Annotated in this window: 25 protein-coding genes; 13 read left to right on the top strand and 12 right to left on the bottom strand. The window is 72.3% G+C overall.

Translation table 11 applies throughout. The annotated features are described in order from the left end of the window. Positions 1-7 precede the first annotated feature (7 nt). From KO717_RS12925 to KO717_RS12915, 3 genes are all read right to left on the bottom strand, one after another. Complete coding sequence (locus tag KO717_RS12925; protein ID WP_266606612.1) at positions 8-1,123, bottom strand: Mrp/NBP35 family ATP-binding protein; 1,116 nt, start codon at positions 1,121-1,123, stop codon at positions 8-10. Positions 1,124-1,210: 87 nt separating this feature from the next. Beyond that, complete coding sequence (locus tag KO717_RS12920; protein ID WP_033219039.1) at positions 1,211-1,786, bottom strand: DUF1003 domain-containing protein; 576 nt, start codon at positions 1,784-1,786, stop codon at positions 1,211-1,213. 106 nt (positions 1,787-1,892) lie between these two features. Then, positions 1,893-3,164: a magnesium transporter MgtE N-terminal domain-containing protein gene (locus KO717_RS12915; RefSeq protein WP_030009210.1), complete on the bottom strand. Its 1,272-nt coding sequence runs from the start codon at positions 3,162-3,164 to the stop codon at positions 1,893-1,895. Between the two features lie 188 nt (positions 3,165-3,352). On the opposite strand from KO717_RS12915, the gene KO717_RS12910 reads away from it, so the two are divergent. After that, positions 3,353-4,144, top strand: a complete 792-nt coding sequence (locus KO717_RS12910) for a hypothetical protein (protein ID WP_301366649.1) — start codon at positions 3,353-3,355, stop codon at positions 4,142-4,144. A gap of 84 nt (positions 4,145-4,228) precedes the next feature. On the opposite strand, the gene KO717_RS12905 is transcribed toward KO717_RS12910, so the two are convergent. Beyond that, on the bottom strand, positions 4,229-4,744 hold the full coding sequence (locus KO717_RS12905) for a hypothetical protein (RefSeq protein ID WP_301366647.1): 516 nt from the start codon (positions 4,742-4,744) through the stop codon (positions 4,229-4,231). A 105-nt stretch (positions 4,745-4,849) separates the two neighbouring features. After that, on the bottom strand, positions 4,850-5,965 hold the full coding sequence (locus KO717_RS12900; RefSeq protein ID WP_301366645.1) for a magnesium and cobalt transport protein CorA: 1,116 nt from the start codon (positions 5,963-5,965) through the stop codon (positions 4,850-4,852). A gap of 393 nt (positions 5,966-6,358) precedes the next feature. On the opposite strand from KO717_RS12900, the gene KO717_RS12895 reads away from it, so the two are divergent. The 4 genes from KO717_RS12895 (at position 6,359) to KO717_RS12880 (ending at position 9,273) form a co-directional block, all read left to right on the top strand. Continuing rightward, a complete protein-coding gene (locus tag KO717_RS12895; protein ID WP_189732741.1) occupies positions 6,359-6,943 on the top strand; it encodes a suppressor of fused domain protein in 585 nt (194 codons plus the stop codon). Between the two features lie 60 nt (positions 6,944-7,003). Continuing rightward, complete coding sequence (locus KO717_RS12890) at positions 7,004-7,648, top strand: DUF6758 family protein (protein ID WP_301366643.1); 645 nt, start codon at positions 7,004-7,006, stop codon at positions 7,646-7,648. An 80-nt stretch (positions 7,649-7,728) separates the two neighbouring features. Continuing rightward, positions 7,729-8,592, top strand: coding sequence for a PHP domain-containing protein (locus KO717_RS12885; protein WP_301366641.1), 864 nt, complete (start codon positions 7,729-7,731; stop codon positions 8,590-8,592). A 75-nt stretch (positions 8,593-8,667) separates the two neighbouring features. After that, entirely contained in the window at positions 8,668-9,273 is a 606-nt protein-coding gene (locus KO717_RS12880) for a MarC family protein (RefSeq protein ID WP_301366639.1), read from the top strand. Positions 9,274-9,366: 93 nt separating this feature from the next. On the opposite strand, the gene KO717_RS12875 is transcribed toward KO717_RS12880, so the two are convergent. The 3 genes from KO717_RS12875 to KO717_RS12865 form a co-directional block, all read right to left on the bottom strand. Next, on the bottom strand, positions 9,367-9,519 hold the full coding sequence (locus KO717_RS12875) for a hypothetical protein (RefSeq protein WP_167745535.1): 153 nt from the start codon (positions 9,517-9,519) through the stop codon (positions 9,367-9,369). A gap of 97 nt (positions 9,520-9,616) precedes the next feature. Then, positions 9,617-10,474, bottom strand: a complete 858-nt coding sequence (locus KO717_RS12870) for an alpha/beta fold hydrolase (RefSeq protein ID WP_301366636.1) — start codon at positions 10,472-10,474, stop codon at positions 9,617-9,619. A 107-nt stretch (positions 10,475-10,581) separates the two neighbouring features. After that, positions 10,582-12,534 carry a DEAD/DEAH box helicase gene (locus KO717_RS12865; RefSeq protein WP_301366634.1) on the bottom strand — a complete coding sequence of 651 codons (1,953 nt, stop codon included), beginning with the start codon at positions 12,532-12,534 and terminating at the stop codon, positions 10,582-10,584. A gap of 447 nt (positions 12,535-12,981) precedes the next feature. Here KO717_RS12865 and KO717_RS12860 point away from each other — a divergent pair, with 447 nt between their 5' ends. After that, positions 12,982-13,740 carry a ferritin-like fold-containing protein gene (locus tag KO717_RS12860; RefSeq protein ID WP_301366632.1) on the top strand — a complete coding sequence of 253 codons (759 nt, stop codon included), beginning with the start codon at positions 12,982-12,984 and terminating at the stop codon, positions 13,738-13,740. A gap of 121 nt (positions 13,741-13,861) precedes the next feature. Here KO717_RS12860 and KO717_RS12855 read toward each other — a convergent pair whose 3' ends face one another. The 4 genes from KO717_RS12855 to KO717_RS12840 all read right to left on the bottom strand — a co-directional run bounded on the left by KO717_RS12855 (position 13,862) and on the right by KO717_RS12840 (position 15,672). Continuing rightward, complete coding sequence (locus KO717_RS12855; protein WP_301366630.1) at positions 13,862-14,164, bottom strand: hypothetical protein; 303 nt, start codon at positions 14,162-14,164, stop codon at positions 13,862-13,864. Between the two features lie 109 nt (positions 14,165-14,273). Then, entirely contained in the window at positions 14,274-14,501 is a 228-nt protein-coding gene (locus KO717_RS12850; protein WP_030011334.1) for a DUF3107 domain-containing protein, read from the bottom strand. A gap of 144 nt (positions 14,502-14,645) precedes the next feature. Beyond that, a complete protein-coding gene (locus tag KO717_RS12845) occupies positions 14,646-15,284 on the bottom strand; it encodes a TetR/AcrR family transcriptional regulator (protein WP_030011335.1) in 639 nt (212 codons plus the stop codon). Positions 15,285-15,456: 172 nt separating this feature from the next. Further along, positions 15,457-15,672 carry a hypothetical protein gene (locus KO717_RS12840; RefSeq protein ID WP_301366627.1) on the bottom strand — a complete coding sequence of 72 codons (216 nt, stop codon included), beginning with the start codon at positions 15,670-15,672 and terminating at the stop codon, positions 15,457-15,459. 133 nt (positions 15,673-15,805) lie between these two features. Here KO717_RS12840 and KO717_RS12835 point away from each other — a divergent pair, with 133 nt between their 5' ends. From KO717_RS12835 to KO717_RS12810, 7 genes are all read left to right on the top strand, one after another. Beyond that, positions 15,806-16,801 carry an alpha/beta fold hydrolase gene (locus tag KO717_RS12835; protein WP_301366625.1) on the top strand — a complete coding sequence of 332 codons (996 nt, stop codon included), beginning with the start codon at positions 15,806-15,808 and terminating at the stop codon, positions 16,799-16,801. A gap of 5 nt (positions 16,802-16,806) precedes the next feature. After that, a complete protein-coding gene (locus KO717_RS12830; RefSeq protein WP_301366623.1) occupies positions 16,807-18,192 on the top strand; it encodes a DUF3152 domain-containing protein in 1,386 nt (461 codons plus the stop codon). 81 nt (positions 18,193-18,273) lie between these two features. Continuing rightward, a complete protein-coding gene (locus tag KO717_RS37345) occupies positions 18,274-18,369 on the top strand; it encodes an Ms4533A family Cys-rich leader peptide (RefSeq protein WP_314243733.1) in 96 nt (31 codons plus the stop codon). A 179-nt stretch (positions 18,370-18,548) separates the two neighbouring features. Continuing rightward, entirely contained in the window at positions 18,549-20,297 is a 1,749-nt protein-coding gene (locus KO717_RS12825) for an ABC transporter substrate-binding protein (RefSeq protein WP_301366621.1), read from the top strand. Further along, positions 20,294-21,292 (top strand): ABC transporter permease, encoded by a 999-nt coding sequence (locus KO717_RS12820; RefSeq protein WP_301366620.1) that lies wholly within the window; start codon positions 20,294-20,296, stop codon positions 21,290-21,292. Before KO717_RS12825 ends, KO717_RS12820 begins: the two co-directional genes overlap by 4 nt. Next, the gene (locus KO717_RS12815; protein WP_301366619.1) at positions 21,289-22,281 is read left to right on the top strand and encodes an ABC transporter permease; all 993 of its coding nucleotides are present in this window, start codon (positions 21,289-21,291) and stop codon (positions 22,279-22,281) included. Before KO717_RS12820 ends, KO717_RS12815 begins: the two co-directional genes overlap by 4 nt. Further along, positions 22,278-23,933, top strand: a complete 1,656-nt coding sequence (locus KO717_RS12810) for a dipeptide ABC transporter ATP-binding protein (RefSeq protein WP_301366618.1) — start codon at positions 22,278-22,280, stop codon at positions 23,931-23,933. Before KO717_RS12815 ends, KO717_RS12810 begins: the two co-directional genes overlap by 4 nt. Positions 23,934-24,078: the final 145 nt, after the last annotated feature.

Below are 24,078 nucleotides of genomic sequence, written 5' to 3'. Positions count from 1 at the left end.
CGGACGGTCAGAACTTGTTGCGCGGGGTGATGCCCAGCGACATGCCCGACAGGCCGCGCGCCCGGCCGCCCAGCTTGCCCGCGATCGCGCGCAGGGCCGCGCCGGCCGGGGAGTCCGGGTCGGACAGGACGACGGGCTTGCCCTCGTCGCCGCCCTCGCGCAGCCGGACGTCGATCGGGATCGAGCCCAGCACCGGCACCGTCGCGCCGACCGTCTTGGTCAGGCCGTCGGCGACCTTCTGGCCGCCGCCCGAGCCGAAGACGTCCACCATCTCGTCGCAGTGCGGGCACGGCAGGCCCGACATGTTCTCGACCACGCCGACGATCTTCTGGTGGGTCTGCACGGCGATGGAGCCGGCCCGCTCCGCGACCTCGGCCGCGGCCTGCTGCGGGGTGGTGACGACGAGGATCTCCGCGTTCGGCACCAGCTGGGCCACGGAGATCGCGATGTCGCCCGTACCCGGCGGCAGGTCCAGCAGCAGCACGTCCAGGTCGCCCCAGAACACGTCGGCCAGGAACTGCTGGAGCGCGCGGTGCAGCATGGGGCCGCGCCACACCACCGGGGCGTTGCCCGGGGTGAACATGCCGATGGAGATGACCTTCACGCCGTGCGCCGACGGCGGCATGATCATGTTCTCGACCTGGGTCGGACGGCCGTCCACCCCCAGCATGCGCGGCACGCTGTGGCCGTAGATGTCCGCGTCGACCACGCCGACCTTCAGGCCGTCCGCCGCCATCGCCGCGGCCAGGTTCACCGTGACGGAGGACTTGCCGACGCCGCCCTTGCCGGACGCGACCGCGTACACGCGGGTCAGCGAGCCCGGCTTGGCGAAGGGCACCTCGCGCTCGGCGGTGCCGCCGCGCAGCGTGGCCGCCAGGTCCTTGCGCTGCTCGTCGCTCATGACGTCGAGGGAGACGGCGACGGAGGTGACGCCCGCGACCTTCTCGACGGCCTCGGTGACGTTCTTGGTGATGGTCTCGCGCATGGGACAGCCGGACACCGTGAGGTAGACCGTGACGGCGACCTCGCCGCCCTCACCGATCTCCACCGATTTGACCATGCCGAGCTCGGTGATCGGCCGGTGGATCTCGGGGTCGTTCACCGTCGCCAGCGCGTCCAGGATCGCGTCCTGCTCAGGCACGGCGGCGGAGCTTGTGTCGGTAGCCATGCCCCGATGGTACGGCTCGGTAGCAGGCGGCAGGAAAGCCCGTCAGCGGTCGCCTTCGTCACGTTCGGCGGGGAATAGACGCCGCTCGTCCATCTCCTTGATCAGGTCCTGGAACTCGGACCTGATCCAGTCGCGGGTGGCGACCTCGCCCAGGCCCATCCGCAGGGCGGCGATTTCCCGGGTCAGGTACTCGGTGTCGGCGATGGAGCGCTCGTTCTGCTTGCGGTCCTGCTCGTGGGTGACCCGGTCGCGGTCGTCCTGCCGGTTCTGCGCGAGCAGGATCAGCGGAGCCGCGTAGGAGGCCTGCAGCGACAGCATCAGGGTCAGGAAGATGAACGGGTAGGGGTCGAACCGCAGGTCGTCCGGCGCGAAGATGTTCCACAGCACCCAGACGATGATGACCAGGGTCATCCAGACGATGAACCGGCCGGTGCCCAGGAAGCGCGCCACCCGCTCCGACAGCCGCCCGAAGGCCTCCGGGTCGTACTCGGGCAGCAGTGACCGGCGCGGGGCGCGCGGCAGGTCCAGGCGCACCCGCGAGCGCGTCAGCGCGCTCGACCCGGCGCCCGAGGACCTCCCCGCGCGCTCGCCGGAACGTTCCGCCGCTTCCGCCGCCAGCCCGTGCTCGCGCGCCTGCGTCCGCGCCTGCTCGCGCCGCTCCCGGATCTGTTCGCGGCGTCGCTCGCGCGCCTGCTCGCCCCGCCCCCGTTCGAAGCGTCCTCGTTCAGCGGCCACCGAGGGCCTCCTCGGAATGGAAGTCCGTCTCCCGCCAGTCGTCCGGCAGCAGGTGGTCCAGCACGTCGTCCACGGTCACCGCGCCCAGCAGCGAGCCGCTCTCGTCGACCACCGGCACCGCCACCATGTTGTAGGCGGCGAGGTGCGTGGTCACCGCGGGCAGCGAGGCGTTCGGGCGCAGCGGCGGCAGGTCCGTGTCCACGATCGAGCTGACCAGCGTGAACGGAGGGTCGCGCAGCAGCCGCTGGAAGTGCACCGTGCCCAGGTACTTGCCCGTCGGCGTCTCGTCCGGCGGCCGGCACACGTACACCTGCGCCGCCAGCGCCGGCGACAGGTCCGCCTGCCGTACGCGGGCCAGCGCATCCGCGACCGTCGCGTCCGGCCGCAGCACGATCGGCTCGGTGGTCATCAGACCGCCCGCGGTGTTCTCCTCGTAGGACAACAGGCGGCGCACGTCGGCCGCGTCGTCCGGCTGCATCAGCGTCAGCAGCCGCTCCTTGTCGTCCTCCGGCAGCTCGGAGAGCAGGTCGGCCGCGTCGTCCGGGTCCATCGCCTCCAGGACGTCGGCGGCGCGCTCCTCCTTCAGCTTGCCGAGGATCTCCACCTGCTCGTCCTCGGGCAGCTCCTCCAGCACGTCCGCGAGCCGGTCGTCGTCGAGGGCGTTGGCCACCTCGGCGCGCCGCTTGGGCGTCAGGTGGTGCAGCACGTTCGCCACGTCGGCCGGGCGCATCTGCTCGAAGGTGGCGACCAGGTTCTCGGCGCCCTGCCCGTGCTCCTCCAGCGAGAAGCCCGTCACCGCCGACCACTCCACCGTCAGGGCCTCGCCGCGCCGGCGCAGCGCACCCGACTTGCCCTTCCGCACGAAGATCCGGTCGATCTCCCAGTCCCGGCGGGCCGGCAGCTGCTGGATGGCCACGTCCAGGACGGTGACCTCCTCGCCGCTCGCGACCAGCGTCACCCGCCGGTCCAGCAGCTCGCCCAGGACCAGGCGTTCGGTCGGACGCTGCTCGAACCGCCGCATGTTGATCACGCCGGTGGTGATGACCTGCCCGGACTCCACACCGGTGACCCGGGTCATCGGCAGGAAGATCCGCCGCCGGCTGACGACCTCGACCACCAGGCCGAGCAGCCGTGGCGGGCGGCCGCCGACCCGGAGCATCGCGACGAGGTCGCGGACCCGGCCGACCTGGTCGCCGTTGGGATCGAAGACGGGCACACCCGACAGATGCGAGACGAAGATCCGCGGGGCGCCTGCAGCCATCCGAGCGCCTCCTAGTGCGTCGATCAAGAGTCGTGCCGCCCCTCAGGCTAGCCCGTGCCGCCCGAAAGCGTCCTGGTGGGGCCGTCCGCCCGGGGGCGGGGCGAACACCGGGGCGCGGTCGCGGGGCGCGAGGTACGGGCGGGTACGCTGCCTGCTGCTCGCAGACGACCGACGAGAGGCACCCGCCCGTGACCGCCTACTTCCCTGCCGCGCGGCTGCGCCGGGCCGCCTTCATCGGCGTGCTGTGCGCGGGCCTCGCCGTCACCGGTACGGGCTGCGGGGAGGACCCCGACGAGGGCACGAACGGGGTCGGCAAGCTGTCCGCCGACAAGATCGAGGAGAAGGCGAAGGCGGCCGCGACGGAGGCCGACTCGGTGCACCTGTCCGGCACGCTGGTGAGCGGCGGCAAGTCCTTCACCCTCGACATGCGGCTGAAGGCGGAGGGGGGCTCCGGCGAGGTGAAGTCCAACGAGGACACCTTCCAGCTGCTGCGCGTGGGGGAGCAGCTGTACCTGAAGGCGAGCGCGGCGTTCTGGGGCCAGTCCGACTCGGCCGGCAAGCTCGGCGACAAGTTCGTGAAGGTGCCCGAGGGAGACCCCTCCTACAAGCAGTTCCGCGGCTTCACCGACATGGACGTCCTGCTGGACGGGCTGCTGGGACTGGAGGGCAAGCTCACCAAGGGCTCGTACACCAAGGTCGGGCACACCCGCGCGGTCCAGGTCGCGGCGGACGCGGGCAAGGGCGGCAAGCTCTCGGTGTCGCTGGAGGGGACCCCGTACCCGCTGCTCATGGAGCGCGCAGGCGGCGCCGGCCGGGTCGAACTCGCGGAGTGGGGCAAATCGTTCCAGCTGGACCCGCCCGCGCAGGACCAGACGGTCGACTACGGCACCCAGCTGCCGACGACGAAGGACCAGAGCGGCGGGCCCGCCCCGGCTCCTTCCAAGGGCTCCGGCCAGGGCGCGAACCCGACCAAGCCGTAACGCTCGGCGGGTCGGGCGGGTCGGGTGCGTCGGCGGCGCCGCAGGCGGATCCGGTCGTGCCGGGGCCGTGCGCGGGCCGGGGCGTCAGCCCCGGGCGGCCTTCTTGCGCTTCAGCAGGAGCTTCGGCAGGGCGGCGGGTACCGGCCTGCGGGTCGTCGCCGGGGAGCCCAGCGGGGCCGCGGCCAGCGAGCCGTCCGGCAGTTCGGACCGCACGGTTTCCGGCTCCAGCCGCAGCAGCCGGCACTCCCGCGCCCATCGCTCGGTCATGTCCTCCGAGTCGGGCGCGTTCAGCCGTTTGCCCTTGAGCTCGGCGACCGCCGCCGCCCATTCCTCGCCGCGGGGCGGGAGTTCCCGTACCGTCGCCGTCCAGGCCACCAGCCGGCCGCCCTTGTCCTTGCTCCGCACGGTCACCTCGGCACGCGCGCCGTCCGCCAGCCCCGGGAACGGCTGCTCGCCGGGCCCGTCGCCCAGTACGTGGGCCGCGCCGTCCACCCAGGCGTGCCACAGGGCGCGGTCGGCCCCGTCGCCGCGCACCCAGATCAGGCCGGACTTCTTGGTGGCCTCCTCGACGAGGGCCAGGTCGAGCGTGCTGAGAGTCATGCCGACAGGGTAGGGGGTCGCTCCCCGCGCGCGAGCGGGCGTCCCGGCCCGCAGGACCCGGCCCGCAGGACCCGGCCCTCAGGACCTGGCGCGGGCGGGGGCGCCTCAGAGCCAGCCGTTGCGGCGCAGCGCGCGGTGGATGGTGAAGCAGGAGGCGGCGATCGCGGCCATCACCATCGGATAGCCGTAGCGCCAGTGGAGCTCCGGCATGTGGTCGAAGTTCATCCCGTACACGCCGCAGATCATCGTCGGCACGGCGACGATCGCCGCCCAGGAGGTGATTTTGCGCATGTCCTCGTTCTGGGCGACCGTCGCCTGCGCGAGGTTGGCCTGGAGGATCGAGTTCAGCAGCTCGTCGAAGCCCACCACCTGCTCGTGCACCCGCGCCAGGTGGTCGGCGACGTCGCGGAAGTACTTCTGGATGTCCGGGTCCACCAGCCGCATCGGCCGTTCGCTCAGCAGCTCCATCGGACGCAGCAGCGGCGAGACCGCCCGCTTGAACTCCAGCACCTCGCGCTTGAGCTGGTAGATGCGGCCCGCGTCGGCGCCGCGCGCACTGCCCTTGGCGGGGGCGGCGAAGACCTCGCTCTCCACCTCGTCGATGTCGTCCTGCACCGCCGCCGCGACCGCGATGTAGCCGTCGACCACGTGGTCGGCGATGGAGTGCAGGACCGACGAGGGACCTTTGGCGAGCAGGTCCGGGTCGTCCTGGAGACGGTGGCGCAGCCCCTTGAGGGACCCCTGTCCGCCGTGCCGGACGGTGATGACGAAGTCGGGACCGGTGAAGCACATCACCTCACCGGTCTCCACCACCTCGCTGGTGGCGGTCAGTTCGGCGTGGTCGACGTAGTGGATCGTCTTGAAGACGGTGAAGAGGGTGTCGTCGTAGCGCTCCAGCTTCGGCCGCTGGTGCGCGTGCACCGCGTCCTCCACGGCCAGCGGGTGCAGCCCGAAGGTCGCGGCGATCCCCGCGAACTCGGCCTCCGTCGGCTCGTGCAGGCCGATCCAGGCGAAACCGCCGTCCTCGCGGACCCGGCGGATCGCCTCACGGGGCGTCAGACACGCCGGACCCAGCATCCGCCGCCCGTCGCGGTACACGGCGCAGTCGACCACCGCGCTGCTCGCCGACGGGTCGCGGGTGGTGTCGTAGCCGGGCTGTACGGGGGTGGCCCTGCGCAGGGCCGGGCGAACGGCGGCACGCAGGTAGGGCAGCATCGACATGGCAGGCTCCTTCTCGCGCACGGCTGCGGACCGTACGGGTGGGAGACCCTCCACCGCAGGCGGGCGGGCAGGCCCGGGCAAGGGGAGGGAACAGGACGGGAGGACAACGTTCTGCCGTCGCTCTTCTACTGATCAGCGGATCAGACGGATCGGCCGATCAAAGGGGGCGGGATGCGCCCGTCACAGAAGTGGAAGAGCGATTGGTACTGCACGATCGACTTCGGTCCACCGCAGCCCCACCTCCTCCGGCCGGTCCCCCGTGAGGGACGTCCTGTTGCCGGGGCGCTGAAACACCGCTTCTGCGTGCGGCCCCGAACAGCTGTCAACACTATCAGCCGACGGATGGTCAAGACCCGCCCTTTACCCGCCTGATACGAGTTCTATGCTCGCCTCATGGCAGAAATTCTGGCCCTCGTGGAGGCCCGGCTGCGCACGGCGTTCGGTGAACCCGACGCACGCGCCGCCGTCACCTTCCTGGGCACCGACCGCATCGAGGTACTCCGTTTCGCCGAGGGCGACCTCGTGCGGTACGCGACCCTCGGGATGTCCGCGCACCCGATGACCGATCCGACCGCCGTGGTCGCCGACCCCGTACGGGGCCCGCGCGCCGAGCTCGTGCTGACCGTACGGGCCGGACTGGCGGCCACCGACAAACTCCTGCGGCCGCTCGCGGTGCTGGCCGCGTCCCCTCAGGTCGAGGGGCTGATCGTGGCCCCGGGAGCCTCGCTCGACGTGGGTGAACCGCTCTGGGACGGGGCCCCCTTCAGCTCCGTCCTCGTGGCGGAACCGGGCGGTCTGGTCGAGGACCTGGAGCTCGACGAGCCCATGGACCCGGTGCACTTCCTGCCTCTGCTGCCGATGACGGCGAACGAGGCCGCCTGGAAGCGCGTGCACGGGGCGGCCGCCCTCCAGGAACGCTGGCTCGCGCGCGGAACGGACCTGCGGGACCCTGTGCGTAGCGCTGTCGCGCTGGACTGAGGGTCCGGACGGGTGAGCGTGCCTTGACTGGGGGCCGGGCGGGGAGGAGCGTGGCTTCTTATGAGGGGTGAACCAAGTTGCCCGAAGTGCGGCGGCCGGGTCAGGGCGCCCGGACTCTTCTCCGACTCCTGGCAGTGCGCGGTGCACGGCGCCGTCCACCCCCTGCAACCCGTCATCCCGCCGAGCGTCGAAGGCCTGAGCGTGGTGACGCACCGGGCGCGGGTGCCGGTGTGGATGCCCTGGCCGCTGCCGGTGGGGTGGCTGTTCACCGGGGTCGCGTCCGCCGGTGACGACCGCAGCGGTGGCCGGGCGACGGCGGTGGCCTGTTCCGGCCCCGGCCCGCTGGGCGGGATCGGCGAGCTGCTGCTGATCGCGGAGGAGCTGGGCGTGGGCCTCGGCGCGCGGTACGCGGGCATCGACGGCGTCGACCCCGGCTCGTCCATCGACGTATCGGCGCCGCCCCACGCCAAGGTGGTCGCGGCGGGCCGCCCGACCCCGCTGTGGCACGTGGCCGGCGGCCCCGACGACCGGGCCGTCTTCGCCGGAGAAGCGCGCGGCCTTTGGCTGTGGGCGATCGTGTGGCCGGAGCAGTCCGGCCTGCTGATGTACGACGAGCTCGTCCTCACCGACCTGCGCGACGCGGGGGCCGAGGTCGAGCTCCTTCCGTGCGGGGCCCTGAGCCCCCGCATCCTGGGCCCTGCCTGAGGTGCTCGCGGGGCCTGAGGGGGTCCGCGGCCCGGTTATCCTGGAGTGTCCCCCGTACGTACGACCCATGGAGCCAGGCTGTGCGCATCGACCTGCACGCCCACTCCACGGCCTCCGACGGTACGGACACCCCCGCCGAGCTGATGCTGGCCGCCGCCGGCGCCGGGCTGGACGTGGTTGCGCTGACCGACCACGACACCGTGCGCGGATACGGCGAGGCCCTCGCGGCCCTGCCCGCCGGACTGACGCTGGTGACCGGGGCCGAACTGTCCTGCCGGCTCGACGGGGTCGGCGTGCACATGCTCGCGTACCTCTTCGACCCCGAGGAGCCCGAGCTGGCCCGCGAGCGGGAGCTCGTCCGTGACGACCGCACCCCGCGCGCCCGGACCATGATCGGCAAGCTCCAGGACCTCGGCGTCGGCGTCACCTGGGAGCAGGTGGCCCGGATCGCCGGTGACGGCTCGGTCGGGCGGCCGCACATCGCCACCGCCCTCGTCGAGCTGGGCGTCGTACCCACCGTCTCGGACGCGTTCACGCCCGACTGGCTCGCCGACGGCGGCCGCGCGTACGCCGAGAAGCACGAGTTCGACCCGTTCGAGGCCGTGCGCCTGGTCAAGGCGGCCGGCGGGGTCACCGTCCTCGCGCATCCCGCCGCCGTCAAGCGCGGCCGGTGCGTCTCCGAGTCCGCGATAGCCGAACTGGCGGGCGCGGGCCTGGACGGCATCGAGGTGGACCACATGGACCACGACGCCGACACCCGCACCCGGATGCGCGGCCTGGCGGCCGACCTGGGCCTGCTGACCACCGGGTCCAGCGACTACCACGGCAGCCGCAAGACCTGCCGCCTCGGCGAGTTCACGACCGACCCCGAGATCTACGGCGAGATCACGCGCCGCGCGACGGGGGCCTTCCCGGTGCCGGGCGCCGGCGGACGCGAGCGCTGACCGGCCGGATCCGGCCCGCTCCACCCGTCCCACACTTCTTCTTCGCGACACCCCTCTCTTCTGCAAGGCATCACTGTGTTTGATTTCGCCGTCTTCGGATCCCTTTTTCTCACCCTTTTTGTGATTATGGACCCCCCGGGGATCACGCCGATCTTCCTCGCCCTGACCTCCGGCCGCCCCGTCAAGGTGCAGCGCCGCATGGCCTGGCAGGCGGTCTGCGTGGCCTTCGGTGTCATCGCCGTCTTCGGTATCTGCGGCCAGCAGATCCTGGACTACCTGCACGTCTCCGTCCCGGCGCTGATGATCGCCGGTGGTCTGCTGCTCCTGCTCATCGCGCTGGACCTGCTCACCGGCAAGAACGACGAGCCCAAGCAGACCAAGGACGTGAACGTGGCCCTGGTCCCGCTGGGCATGCCGCTGCTGGCCGGGCCCGGCGCGATCGTGTCCGTGATCCTCGCCGTCCAGAAGGCCGACGGCGCTGCGGCATCGGTCTCGGTCTGGGCCGCGATCGTGGCCATGCACGTCGTGCTGTGGATCACCATGCGCTACTCCCTGGTGATCATCCGGGTCATCAAGGACGGCGGCGTCGTCCTCGTCACCCGCCTCGCCGGCATGATGCTCTCGGCGATCGCCGTCCAGCAGATCATCAACGGCGTGCTCCAGGTGATCCACGGAGCCTGAGGCCCCGCCTCTTGGCCGCCGCACGCGGCCGCCCATGCGAACGCCCCCGCACCGGGACCGGTGCGGGGGCGTGAACGTTTTTCGTGCGATGCGTCAGCAGGACGCACTCTCGGCCGGTCGGATCAGGATGCGCTGGCCGACGGCTGCGGCCTGCTGCACGATCCGGTTGACGGAGGCCGCGTCCACGACGGTGCTGTCCACGGCGGACCCGTCGACGTCGTCCAGGCGCAGAATCTCGAAGCGCATGGGGCTTCTCCCTTCGTCAGTGTTTCTCCTTGCACTGGTCCAACGAAGTGTAGGCCGCAATCATTCCCTACGCTAAGGAAATTTTTTCACTGGCTAACTACACGCCGGTGCAGGAGTCCCAGAACGCGGCCAGCTCGCGCGCCGTCGTGGCCGGGTCCTCGGCGTTCGGGGAGTGGTCCGTCCCCGGCACGATCACCCGCCGCGCGCCCAGGCGCCGGGCCGTCTCGTCCAGCAGCGGCACCGGCCAGGCCTGGTCCACGGCCCCGGACAGGACCAGCTTCGGCAGGTCGACGCGGCTCAGCTCCGCCACCCGGTCCGGCTCGCAGATCAGCGTCCGGCCGGTGACGATCAGCTGCTCGGGAACGGTGGCCAGCCACCGCTCGCGCAGGAAGTGCGCGAGCTCGGGGGAGTCGGCGGCCGCGTCCTCGGGATCGTGGGCCCGCATCGCCGCCCAGATCCCGGGCATGTCGTCGCCCATCGCCTCCAGCGCGGCGACCAGCAGCTTCGTCCGGGCCTGCTGGTCCTCGGAGATCGCGGCCGGCCCGCTGCTCATCAGGGTGAGGGAGGCGAAGGGCGAGGGGTCGCGCAGCACGGCGGCGCGGGAGATCAGCCCGCCGAGCGAGTGGCCGACCAGGTGCACGCGGTCCTCGCCCAGCGCGCGGACCTGCGCGAGGACGTCCCGCGCCAGCTCCTCCAGGGCGTACGGGGCCTCCTCGCGCGGGCCCGGGGTCTCGTGCTGGCCGCGGCCGTCCACGGCGACGACCCGGTACCCGGCGGCCGCCAGCGGCTCCAGGAGGCCGATGAAGTCCTCCTTGCTGCCCGTGAAGCCGGGTACCAGCAGGGCGGTGCCGCGTACGGGCTCACCGGCCTCGTGCACGGCGAAGGAGCCGCGCTCGGTGGTGAGGAGGTACGCGCGGGCGGCGGAGGGCAGCGTGAGACGCGGAGGCTTGCTCATGGCCCGAGGTTACCGGCCCGTACGGTGCCCGGCACGGCCCGGGCAGGCCGATGGCCCCGGCCCCCTCGGAAGGGGATCGGGGCCATCGGCGGGGTGCTGCGTAAGGCTTACGCCTCGGGCGCGGCCACGGCCTTGCGGGTGCGGGTGCGCTTCGGCTTGACCGGGGCCTCCTCGGCCACGGCGGCGGCCTCGGCGACCGGAGCGGCCTCCGCGACCTTGCGCGTACGGGTCCGCTTCGGCTTGACCGGAGCCTCCTCCGCCACCGCGACGGCCTCGGCGGCGACCGGGGCGGCCTCCGCGACCTTGCGGGTACGGGTCCGCTTCGGCTTGACCGGAGCCTCCTCGGCGGGAGCCTCGGCGACCGGGGTCACCGCGGCGGCCGGGGCGGCCTTGCGGGGGGCGCGCCGGGCCCGGACGGGCTCGACCAGCGGCGGCATCTGGAAGTCCGGCTCCGGCTCGGTCGCGACGACCTTGCGGGTACGGACGCGCTTCGGCCTGGCCGGAGCCTCCTCGGCGACCGGGGTCACCGGGGCGGCCTCGGCGACCGGAGCGGCGGCGACCGGAGCCTCGACGACCGGCGCGGCCACGGGGGCCTGGACCGGCACCGCGGCCACACGGGTGCGGCGGCGGCGCGGACGGCGCGGCTCGTCGGCGGCCGGGGCCGCAGGGACCTCGGGAGCCTGGACCGGGGTCACCGCGGCGCCGGCCTCGGCGCCCTCGGCGAGCTCCGCCCCGCCCCGCGTACGGCGGCGCTGGCGCGGCGTACGGGTACGGGCCGGACGCTCCTCGGTCACCACGGCGGCGGCCGCCGGACCGGAGCGGCCGCCACGGCCACCGCGGCCGCCGGTCTCGCCCAGGTCCTCAAGGTTCTCGGCCTTCAGGCCGGCCCGCGTGCGCTCGGCGCGCGGCAGGATGCCCTTGGTGCCGGCCGGGATGTTCAGCTGCTCGAACAGGTGCGGGGACGTGGAGTACGTCTCGACCGGCTCGTGGAAGTCCAGCTCCAGCGCCTTGTTGATCAGCTGCCAGCGCGGGATGTCGTCCCAGTCGACCAGGGTGACGGCGATGCCCTTGTTGCCCGCGCGGCCGGTGCGGCCCACTCGGTGCAGGAAGGTCTTCTCGTCCTCCGGCGTCTGGTAATTGATGACGTGGGTCACACCCTCGACATCGATACCGCGCGCGGCGACGTCGGTGCACACCAGCACGTCGACCTTGCCGTTGCGGAACGCGCGCAGCGCCTGCTCGCGCGCACCCTGGCCCAGGTCGCCGTGGACGGCGCCGGACGCGAAGCCGCGCTTCTCCAGCTGCTCGGCGATGTCGGCCGCCGTGCGCTTGGTACGGCAGAAGATCATGGCCAGGCCACGGCCCTCGGCCTGCAGGATGCGGGAGACGAGCTCCGGCTTGTCCATGTTGTGCGCACGGAAGACGTGCTGCGTGATGTTGGCGACGGTCGCGCCCTCGCCGTCCTCGGAGACGGCGCGGATGTGGGTCGGCTGCGTCATGTAGCGGCGGGCCAGGCCGATGACCGCACCCGGCATGGTCGCCGAGAACAGCATCGTCTGACGCTTCGCGGGCAGGTACGCCATGATCTTCTCGACGTCGGGCAGGAAGCCCAGGTCGAGCATCTCGTCGGCCTCGTCCAGGACGAGGGCCTTGACGCGCGAGAGGTCGAGCTTCTTCTGCCCGGCCAGGTCGAGCAGGCGGCCCGGGGTGCCGACGATCACGTCGACGCCCTTCTTGAGCGCCTCGACCTGGGGCTCGTACGCGCGACCGCCGTATATGGCGAGGACGCGGACGTTGCGGACCTTGCCCGCGGTCAGGAGGTCGTTGGTGACCTGGGTGCACAGCTCGCGGGTCGGAACCACCACGAGGGCCTGCGGGGCGTCGGTCAGCTGCGCGGGGGTGGCGCGGCCGGCCTCGACGTCCGCGGGGACGACGACCCGCTCCAGCAGGGGAAGGCCGAAACCGAGCGTCTTGCCGGTTCCGGTCTTGGCCTGGCCGATGACGTCCGTGCCGGAAAGGGCGACGGGGAGGGTCATCTCCTGGATCGGGAAGGGGGACACGATGCCGACGGCTTCAAGGGCCTCGGCCGTCTCGGGGAAAATCCCGAGGTCTCGGAACGTAGTCAGGGTGCTGCCTCTTCTGTGAGACGCGGCGCGAGGCGGCGAGGGGGGTCGTACCGTGCCGTGCTTGCAGTACTGCTACGTACGAAGCTGCGCGGGACCACTAGCCTTCGCTCAAGCGCATCTGCCGCTGAGGGGGCCCCTCGTGGGAGGCGGTACGCATGAACGTACGCACCGCACCGAGGGCGGTCGGTTGGAGCCGATCGGGCCACCGACCGGGCATCCTCATTCGGATGGCCCGCCGAGTATTCGGCAGGCGCATTACCACTGTACCCCGGAATCGCGCAGGTGTGTCGGGTGAATTCACCGGGTAGGCGCGTTTAGCTGGACAGGCAGGGAACCGCCGTGGTGACTTGGAGGGCCATTCGGCGGGCTATTGTGCGGAGCATGTCGACCGTAGAAAACGCCTCGCCCGCCGACGACAGCGCCCCCACCGAAGCCGTGGGTATCGCCTCCCAGGACTGGGCCGCCGCCTCTGCCTCGCCGCAGTACCGGGCCGCCGTCGTGGACCTGCTCGGCGCGCTCGCCTACGGAGAGCTCGCGGCCTTCGAGCGCCTGGCGGAGGACGCGAAGCTCGCGCCCACCCTGGACGACAAGGCCGAGCTCGCCGCGATGGCCTCCGCCGAGTTCCACCACTTCGAGCGGTTGCGGGACCGGCTCGCGGCGATCGAGGTCGAGCCCACCGCCGCCATGGAGCCCTTCGCGAAGGGCGTCGACGACTTCCACCGCCAGACCGCGCCGTCGGACTGGCTGGAGGGCCTGGTCAAGGCCTACGTCGGCGACTCCATCGCCAGTGACTTCTACCGTGAGGTCGCCTCCCACCTGGACACCGACACCCGCGCCCTCGTGCTCGGCGTGCTCGACGACACCGGCCACGGCAACTTCGCCGTCGAGAAGGTCCGCGCGGCGATCGAGGCGGACCCGCGCTGCGGCGGCCGGCTCGCGCTGTGGGCCCGCCGGCTGATGGGCGAGGCCCTCTCGCAGGCCCAGCGCGTGGTCGCCGAGCGCGACGCGCTCTCGACCATGCTGGTCGGCGGCGTCGACGGAATGGCGGCCGGCTTCGACCTGGCGGCCGTCGGCGAGATGTTCACCCGCATCACCAAGGCGCACACCAAGCGGATGGCGGCCCTCGGCCTCGCCGCCTGACCGCACGGCGGCCGCACGGCAGCCGCGAGGCTCCGTACCGCTCCACACTTCGGCCCCGGCGCGCACACCGCGCGCCGGGGCCGACGTACGTGGTTCGGAGGTCAGAGGTCAGGGGTCGCGGTCAGCCCCGCGACGGAAGTGAAAACGGAGTCCTGTGGGACGGCCTGCGGGGCCCGGCGGCCGGACGGAGCAGCAGGGACAGGACCACGGCCGACACCAGCACCGCGCCGAGGAGCGTCGCGGTCAGGGTGTTGTGCCCGGGCCCCAGCGCGAAGTGGGTGAGATACGCCCCGAACAGCGCCCCCAGCACCCCGCTGACCAGGACCACTGTGCGGGAAGGCAACCGGCGCGTGAGCACCCGGGCGGCTGTCGCGGACAGGGCGAGGCCCAGGAGTGCGGAGCCGAGCACTTCCATCAGCAGCATGAGGTCTCTCCCATACGTCAGGGCAAACCGGGTCACTGCGGTCCTACCCGAAGCGGAAGAAACAGAAACGGCCCGGTGGGATCAACCACCGGGCCGTTTCCAACAGTTCTCAGAGCGCGCCGAAACCGACCTTGCGCACGCTCGGCTCACCCAGGTCGACGTACGACAGGCGGTCGGACGGCACCAGGACCTTGCGGCCCTTGTTGTCGGTGAGGCTCAGCAGCGGCGCGGTGCCGGACAGAGCGGCGGTGACGATGCTCTCCAGCTCCTCGGCGCTCAGGTCGCTCTCCAGCACGATCTCCCGGGGTGCGTGCTGCACGCCGATCTTGACCTCCACGGCTTTGTCCCTCCGACGATCCGGTTCGCGCGATCAGCCGCGCCGTACGCGGTCCACATTAGCCCGGTGAGGGGACGCGGACCGCGCAGAGCGGACACGCTCGCAGCGAACAGCGGCCGGCGGGAGCCCGCGGGAGCCGGTCCCTCAGGACTCCGTGCCGTGCAGCGGGAATCCGGCGATACCGCGCCAGGCGAGCGAGGTGAGCAGGCCGACCGCCGTCTCGCGCGCGACCGGGCTCTCGCTGGAGAGCCAGTAGCGGGCCACGACCTGGGAGACCCCGCCCAGGCCCACGGCCAGCAGCATCGACTCGTCCTTCGACAGGCCGGTGTCCTCGGCGATGACGTCGGAGATGGCCTCGGCGCACTGCAGCGAGACGCGGTCCACGCGCTCGCGCACCGCCGGCTCGTTCGTCAGGTCGGACTCGAAGACCAGCCGGAAGGCGCCGCCCTCCTCCTCCACGTACGCGAAGTAGGCGTCCATCGTGGCCGCCACGCGCAGCTTGTTGTCCGTCGTCGACGCGAGTGCGGTACGCACGGCCAGCAGCAGGGCCTCGCAGTGCTGGTCCAGCAGGGCCAGGTACAGGTCGAGCTTGCCGGGGAAGTGCTGGTACAGCACCGGCTTGCTCACGCCGGCCCGCTCGGCGATGTCGTCCATGGCCGCCGCGTGATACCCCTGCGCGACGAAAACCTCCTGGGCCGCGCCCAGGAGCTGGTTGCGCCGGGCTCGGCGCGGCAGTCGCGTGCCCCGCGGACGCGCTGCCTCGGTCTGCTCGATGGCTGTCACGCCGCCTCCCACTTTCTCTAAGAACACAGTGCGCTCTGCGCCGCGCCGCCATCGTACTTTTCGGTAACCGAATCTGGAGGGTTCAAGCCGAGTTTTCTCGCGGTACGGACGGCCCGGAGGCGCTGGTCAGCGGTTTGATCAGCGGTTTGGTCGGTGCTCGGTCGGCTGCGGGTCAGCGGTAGTCGTCCTCGTCCAGCGGCACCACCCGCGCCTGCTCGACGGCATCGCCGTCCGTGACCCCGTCCCCCGTGCGCTCGGTGATCGGGTCGTCCTCGTCCGGTCGGAGGTCGGCCAGCTGCTCCGCCACATCCGCCTCGGGTGCCTCAGGATCGAGGGATTCCGGAAACTGCTCCCGGAAGGTGTCCGGCTCCGCAGGGTCGACAGTCATGCCGCTCCCCTCGCTTCCTTGTGCTCACTTACGAGCCTAGGAGGATCGAGGAGGCACCGCTATACGGATCCGGCCTGTGTCTGTGACGGCGAACACAGGAAGTGGAACGTGATCGTCTCGTAACATTGCCCGCATGTCTTCGACCGAGCTGCCGGGCCTACGGTCCACCGCCGAGCTGTCCTCCCAGACGGGAGCCGCCCGGGTGGCCGAAGGGGAGCAGCTGCGCACCGCCGTGCTGCCCGGCCTGGAACTGGCCGTCCGGGTCCGCCCGCCCCTGCGCACCGGGCTGCCACCCGCCCTGTTCGTGCACGGACTCGGCGGCTCCTCGCAGAACTGGTCGGAGCTGATGGCGCAGCTGGCCGACACCGTCGACGGCGAGGCCCTCGACCTGCCGGGCTTCGGCTGGTCCCCACCACCCGCCGACCGGGACTACTCCGTCACCGCCTTCGCCCGTGTCGTCATCCGGCACCTCGACGCCGCCGGGCGCGGCCCGGTCCACCTGGTCGGGAACTCCCTCGGCGGAGCCGTCTCCACCCGCGTCGCGGCCGTCCGGCCCGACCTGGTGCGCACCCTGACCCTGGTCTCGCCCGCCCTGCCCGAGCTGCGGGTGCAGAAGTCGGCCGTGCCGACCGCGCTGCTCGCCGTGCCCGGGATGGCCGCGCTCTTCAACCGGCTGACGCAGGGGCTCGGCGCCGAGCAGCGCACCCGCGGGGTGACGGAGCTCTGTTACGGAGACCCCTCCCGGGTGACACCCGAGGGATTCCGCCACGCCGTGGAGGAGATGGAGCGGCGGATGGCCCTGCCGTACTTCTGGGAGGCGATGACGCGCTCCTCGCGCGGCATCGTCGACGCCTACACCCTCGGCGGCCAGCACGGACTGTGGCGGCAGGCGCAGCGGGTTCTCGCGCCCTCGCTGCTGGTCTACGGTGGCCGGGACCAACTGGTCTCGTACCGTATGGCGCACAAGGCGGCCGCGGCCTTCCGCGGTTCGCGGCTGCTGTGCATGCCCGAGGCAGGACACGTGGCGATGATGGAGTACCCCGAGGCGGTGGCCGCCGCGTTCCGGGAGCTGCTGAGCGACACCGGAACGGGCGGGGACGACCGGTACACCGAAGACGGCAGAGGCTGAGGACCGTGGGACGACATAGCCGCAAGGGTCCTGCCCCGGCTCCGGCTCAGGCCGCCGCTCCGGCACCCGTCCGGCCGCAGCCGGAGCCGCTGCCGTACGAGGAACCGCCCGCCGCGTCCTGGCCCGAACCGACCGTCACCCACCAGGGGTACGTGTCCCAGGACCGGTCCTTCGACGACGCGCGGACCGGGGGCCACCCCCAGCAGTACGAGTCCGGCGGCGCCTGGGGGGCCCGCCCCGACTCCGTGTACGGGGACTGGCACGGGGTGCGGCGGCCGTACGACGACGCCGCCGCGCCGGCGCCCACCGCCCTGCTGGACTCCGACACCCCGGCCTTCGGCACGCCCGCGGTGGGCTTCCCGCAGGTCACCCTGGCGCCTCCGGCCGCGTTCGACTTCGGTCCCGACGCCGGTCCCGCCCCCGACCCGGTCACCTCCACCGGCTCGCACCGCCTGGTGCCCGGGCCGCGCAAGCCGGTCGACCCGGCCGGTCCCGCCGGTCCCGCCGATCCGGTCGATCCGGTGGATCCCGCCCTGGAGCCGCCCGGCTCCGGCCGCGGCCTGAAGGCCCGTACGTACACCGGCCTGGCCGCCGTGGCCGTCACCACCGTCCTCGCCGTCGTCGTCGCCGGCCAGGTGACCTCCGACGGGGACGGCGCCAAGACGGGCGCGGCGGCCGCCTCCGACGGCAGCCGGACCGACGCGGCCGCCTCCCGCTCGGACGGCCGCGCGACTCCTCCGACGGCGGCAGCGCCCGCGGCGCCTTCCGCCGCCGCGCCCGCGCCGGAGCTGACCTACGAACAGAAGATGGCCCAGCAGCTGCCGATCGACCCGAAACTCACCGGCCCCGGGACCTTCGACACCGTGCCCGGTGTGGCCAAGGCCCCCGGCAAGGGCAAGCTCGTGCGCTACCGGGTCGACGTCGAGCAGGGCCTCGGAATGGACCCGCAGCTCTTCGCCGAGGCCGTCCACCGCACGCTCAACGACAACCGCAGCTGGGCCCACAACGGTGAGAAGACCTTCGAGCGGGTACCGGGCGGCGAGGCGGACTTCGTGATCACCCTGGCCAGTCCCGGGACCACCGGGGTCTGGTGCGAGAAGTCCGACCTGGACATCACCGTCGACAACGTCTCCTGCGACTCCGCGCGCACCGAGCGGGTGATGATCAACGCGTTCCGCTGGGCGCAGGGCTCCGCGACGTACGGACCGGACCAGATGTTCATCTACCGGCAGATGCTCATCAACCACGAGGTCGGACACCGGCTCGGACGCGACCACGTGAACTGCCGCACACCCGGCGCACTCGCGCCGATCATGCAGCAGCAGACCAAGTCCCTCAACATCAACGGCATCGAGTGCAAGCCCAACCCCTGGGTGTTCCCCGGAGGTTGAGCGGCGGGCCGCATCCCCGCCCGGCGGCCGGGCGGGGATCCGCGTTGACAATCCGTCCGATCATCGGCAATCGTTCTCCGCATGTCGCACCACCACACCATGACCGCGAGCGCCGCCATAGAGCTGGCGCTGCTTGGTGTGACCGCGCACAGCGTGGCCGACATCTTCTGTCGCTGACGCCGACCCGCAAGCGCCGCGACCCTTTTCGAGTTCCTTCGCCGCGCCCGGGTGTACGTACGCCCGCAGGCGCGGCTTCCTCATGTTCCCGTGACCGGTGACCCATCGGTACCGCTGTCGACCGCTGCCCCTCGCGTGGCCCTTCCGCCCTTCCTTCACGCCGAGAGGTCTTCACACCCATGTCTTCCGCCGGAACCGACCGTCATCTCATAGCGCGCCGTGTGGCCGCCGTCACCGTCAGCCTCGTCCTGGCCGGGGGCGCCGTGGCCTGCGGCCCCGAGGACGGTGCGGACAAGGCCGGTCCGGGCGACAGGCCGGGCGCCGCGGGCGCGCCGCGCAACGGCGGCACCCTGACCGTCCTCAACTCCGAGCCCCAGAGCGACTTCGACCCGGCCCGGCTCTACACCTCGGGCGGCGGAAACGTTCCCTCGCTGGTCTTCCGCACGCTGACCACCCGCAACCGCGAGGACGGCGCCGCCGGCGCCAAGGTCGTGCCCGACCTGGCCACCGACACCGGAAAGCCCAACGCCGACGCCACCGAGTGGACGTACACGCTCAAGGACGGACTCAAGTACGAGGACGGCACCCCGATCACCACCGCCGACATCAAGTACGGCATCGAGCGGTCCTTCGCCGCCGAGCTGTCGGGCGGCGCCCCGTACCTGCGGGACTGGCTGGTCGGCGGGGAGACCTACGAGGGCCCGTACAAGGACGGCGGCAAGGGCCTCGACTCGATCGTCGTGCCCGACCCGAAGACGATCGTCTTCAAACTCCGCAAGCCCGAGGGTGAGTTCCCCTTCGTCGCCACCCAGACGCAGTTCGCACCCGTCCCCAAGGCCAAGGACACCGGGGTCAAGTACGAGGAGCACCCGGTCTCCTCCGGCCCGTACAAGGTGGTCAAGAACGACAACGACGGCGAGCACCTCACCCTGGAGCGCAACGAGCACTGGGACGAGAAGACCGACGAGGAGCGCAAGGCCTACCCGGACAAGATCGACGTCCGCTCCGGTCTCGACGCCGCCGTCATCAACCAGCGCCTGACCACCAGCTCCGGCCCCGACGCCGCCGCCGTCACCACCGACACCAACCTGGGACCCGCCGAGCTCGCCCAGATCGGTGACAACAAGGAGCTGGCCGGACGCGTCGGCACCGGCCACTTCGGCTACATCAACTACCTGGCCTTCAACCCGAAGGTGGCCCCCTTCGACAACCCGAAGGTGCGCCAGGCCATCTCCCACGCGATCAACCGCACCAGCGTGATCAACGCCGCCGGCGGATCCGCGCTGGCCGAACCGGCCACCACCTTCCTGCCCGAGCGCGAGGCCTTCGGCTTCACCCCGTACGACCACTTCCCGGCGGGCAAGACCGGCGACTCGGCCAAGGCCAAGCAGCTGCTGGCGGAGGCGGGCTTCCCCGACGGCCTCACCGTCACCCTGACCCACTCCACCGCGCAGAACCGCCAGACCAGCCCCGAGGTCGCCACCGCCGTGCAGCAGGCCCTCGCCGCCGCCGGGATCACCGTCAAGCTGGAAGGCCTGGAGAACAACGCCTTCAACGAGAAGCGCTGGGACGCCAAGAACACCCCCGGCTTCTTCCTCTCCCGCTGGGGCGCCGACTGGCCCTCCGGCGCCCCCTTCCTCGCGCCGATCTTCGACGGCCGGCAGATCGTGACCAACGGCTCCAACTACAACCACGCCCAGCTGAACGACCCGGCCCTGAACGCCGAGATCGACGAGATCGCCAAGCTGACCGACCTCGCGGCGGCCGGCAAGCGCTGGGGCGCACTCGACAAGAAGATCGGCGAGCAGGCCCTGGACGTGCCGCTCTTCCACCCGGTCTACAAGCGGCTCGTCGGCAAGGACATCAAGAACGTCGTGATCAGCGACTGGACCGGCGTCCTCGACATCTCGCAGGTCTCCGTCAAGTGAGCGTCGCCCTGAAGCAGCCGGCGCCGCAGCCGCCGCCGCCCGCGCCCGGGGTCCTCGCCCCGGGCGCGGGCACCGCGCGCCAGGTCTGGCGGCGCCTGCGCCGCCGGCCCGCGGCCCTCGCGGCCACCGCAGTCATCGCCCTGCTCGTCCTCCTCGCCCTCGCCGCACCGCTGGTCGCCCAGCTCACCGGCCAGGACCCGAACGCGTACCACGACGACCTCGTGGACTCCGCGCGCGGCGGGGTACCGCTCGGCTCCTTCGGCGGGATCTCCGCCGACCACTGGCTCGGCGTCGAGCCGGGCACCGGCCGCGACCTGCTCACCCGGCTGCTGTACGGGGCGCGGATCTCCCTGCTCGTCGCCCTCGGCGCCGTCGTCGTGCAAACGCTCGTCGGCGTCGGCGTCGGACTCGCCGCCGCGCTCGGCGGCCGGTTCGCGGGCCAGCTCATCGGCCGGTTCACCGACGTGATGATCGCGCTGCCGATGCTCGTGATCGGCATCGCCCTCACCGCCGTCGTCCCGCCCGACTTCCCCCGGCCGCTGCTGCTCATCCTCCTCATCGGACTGCTCGACTGGGGAGGCACCGCCCGGATGGTGCGCGCCCAGGCCCTCGCCCTGCGCGGACTGGACTTCGTCGACGCCGCCCGCCTCTCGGGCAGGGGCACGCTCGGCATCGCCCGCCGCGAACTGCTGCCCTCGCTGGCCGCGCCCGTCATCACCTTCGCCGCGATCAAGGTGCCCACCGCCATCGTGGCCGAGGCCTCGCTGTCCTTCCTCGGCGTCGGCGTGAAGCCGCCCACGCCCTCCTGGGGACAGATGCTCTCCAGCGCGCAGACCTGGTTCCGCGCCGACCCGGCCTACGTCCTGCTCCCCGCCGGGCTGCTCTTCGTCACCGTGCTCGCCTCCACCGTGCTGGGCGACGCCGTCCGCACGGCCCTCGACCCGCGCGAAGGCTCCCGCCTGCGGGTCGGCACCAGAAAGGAGCGCACCGCGTGACCCGCTTCGTGCTCAAACGGACCGGCGGCGCACTGCTCGTGCTGTTCACCCTGTCCGTCGTCGTCTACGCCCTCTTCTACCTCGCCCCCGGCGACCCGGCCCGCCTCGCCTGCGGAGAACGCTGCAACCCGGCGCAGATCGCCCAGGTCCGCGAACAGCTCGGGCTGAACGAATCCGCCCTCACCCAGTACCTGCACTTCCTCCAGGGTCTGCTGGCCGGCCGGGACTACTCCGGCGGCGCCGGACTGGTCCTGCACTGCGACGCACCCTGCCTGGGATTCTCGTACCAGAACGACCAGCAGGTCACCGGCCTGATCCTGGACCGGCTGCCCGCCACCCTGTCGCTGGCGCTGGGCGCGCTGGTGATCTGGCTGGTGGTCGGCGTCGGCACCGGACTGCTGTCCGCGCTGCGCCGCGGCGGGATCACCGAGCGGGCCCTGACCGTCCTGACCCTCGCCGGGACCGGCACCCCCGTCTTCATCCTGGGGCTGCTGCTGCTCATGACCGTCTGCGCCTACCTCCAGTGGCTGCCGTTCCCGACGTACGTGCCGCTGACCGAGGACCCCGAGCAGTGGGCCTGGAACCTGCTCCTGCCATGGGTGACCCTCGGATTCTTCGAGAGCGCCAAGTACGCCCGCCTCACGCGCAGTTCGACCCTGGAGACACTCGCCGAGGACCACATCCGGACCTTCCGCGCCTACGGGGTGGGGGAGCGGGCCGTGGTCACGCGGCACGCGGTGCGCGGCGCCGTGGCCCCCGTGATCGCGCTCAGCGCCGTGGACTTCGGCACGATGATCGGCGGCGCGGTGCTCACGGAATCGCTGTTCGGCATCCCCGGCCTCGGCAAGACCCTCATCGACGGCGTACGGGTCGTGGACCTGCCCGTCGTCGTCGGCGTCGTCCTCGCGATCGGCACGGCCGTGGTCCTCGCAGGCGCGATCGCCGACCTGCTGTACGCCGCCGCGGACCGAAGGGTGACCCTCGCATGACGCACTCACTGGTGGAGGTCACCGACCTCGTCGTCGACTTCCCGGTCGGCGGGGCGGGGGAGTACGTACGCGCCGTGGACGGGATCTCCTTCACCCTGGAGGCGGGCCACGCCCTCGGCGTCGTGGGCGAGTCCGGCAGCGGGAAGTCCACGGTGGCCGCGGCGCTGCTGGGACTGCACCGCGGTACGGGTGCCCGGCTGGGCGGCACCGTCCGGGTCGGCGGCACGGACGTGGCCGCGGCATCGGCGGCCGAACTGCGCCGGCTGCGCGGCGGGACCGCCGCCATGGTCTTCCAGGACCCGCTGAGCTCCCTGGACCCGTACTACGCCATCGGCGACCAGATCGCCGAGGTCCACCGCATCCACGCGGACGTCTCCCGGCGGGCCGCCCGGGCCCGCGCCGTCGAGGTGCTCGACCGGGTGGGCATCCCGGACGCGGCACGCCGCTCCCGCGCGCGGCCGCACGAGTTCAGCGGCGGCATGCGGCAACGGGCCCTCATCGCGATGGCGTTGGCGTGCGAGCCGCAGCTGCTGATCGCGGATGAGCCGACCACCGCGCTGGACGTCACCGTGCAGGCCCAGATCCTCGACCTGCTGCACGGGCTGCGCGAGGAGCGCGGGCTCGGCCTGCTGCTGGTCACCCACGACGTGGGGGTGGCGGCGGAGAGCGTGGACGAGGTGCTGGTCATGCGGGACGGCTCCGCCGTCGAGCGGGGTCCGGCGGCTTCCGTGCTGGCCGCACCGGCGGAGCCGTACACCAAGGCCCTGCTGGCGGCCGTACCGAGGCTGGACGGGCCGCGGGCCTCCCGGACCCTGCCCGGACCCGCGCCTCGAACGCCGGCGGGGCCGGGTTCGGCCGCGGCCGAGCCCGTTGTCGAAGTGTTCGGGCTGCGGAAGGAGTTCGGGCGGGGGAAGCGGCGGGTCGCGGCCGTCGCCGGGGTGTCCCTCGCCGTGCACGCCGGGGAGACCCTGGGGATCGTCGGCGAGAGCGGCTCCGGCAAGAGCACGCTCGGGCGGATGCTGGTCGGACTGCTGGAGCCCGGCTCCGGGCAGGTGCGCCGGGACGGCGCCGAAGTCACCGGCATCGCGAGCGGTGTGCAGATGGTCTTCCAGGACCCGGTGTCCTCCCTCAACCCGCGCCGTTCCGTCGGCGAGTCCATCGCCGATCCGCTGCGCGCGGCCGGCGAGCGGGACGAGGCGGCCGTCCGGGCCCGGGTGGAGGAGCTGCTGCTGCGCGTCGGACTGGAGGCCGGGCACTACGACCGCTACCCGCACGAGTTCAGCGGAGGCCAGCGCCAGCGGGTGGGCATTGCGCGGGCGCTCGCTCCCCGGCCCCGGCTGATCGTCTGCGACGAGCCGGTCTCCGCCCTCGACGTGACCACCCAGGCCCAGGTCACCGCCCTGCTGGCGGAGCTCCAGCGGGAGCTGGGCATCGCGCTGGTCTTCATCGCGCACGACCTGGCGGTGGTCCGGCAGGTCAGCGACCGGGTGGCCGTCATGAGGGCCGGGGAGATCGTCGAGGAGGGACCGGTGGACCAGGTCTACGACCGCCCGACCCACCCCTACACCCGGCAGCTGCTGGCCGCCGTACCGGCGCTGGATCCCGCGCTGGCGGCCGGCCGCCGCAGGACGCGGCAGGAGGTCTTCGCGTAGCCGGACGCCGGATGCCGGCCGGCGGCGGTCCGGGGATCGGGCCGGGGAGCTGTCCGGGGAGCTGTCCGGTCCGGGCCGGTTCCGAGGCTGTACTTCTAGCGTGCTCGAACGCGAACCGTACGGGAAAGTTACGACTCTTCACCCC

Source organism: Streptomyces xanthophaeus (assembly GCF_030440515.1).
GTDB lineage: Bacteria > Actinomycetota > Actinomycetes > Streptomycetales > Streptomycetaceae > Streptomyces > Streptomyces kutzneri.
Note: the sequence above shows the minus strand (reverse complement) of the source record. Positions and strands in the feature narration are given on the sequence as shown.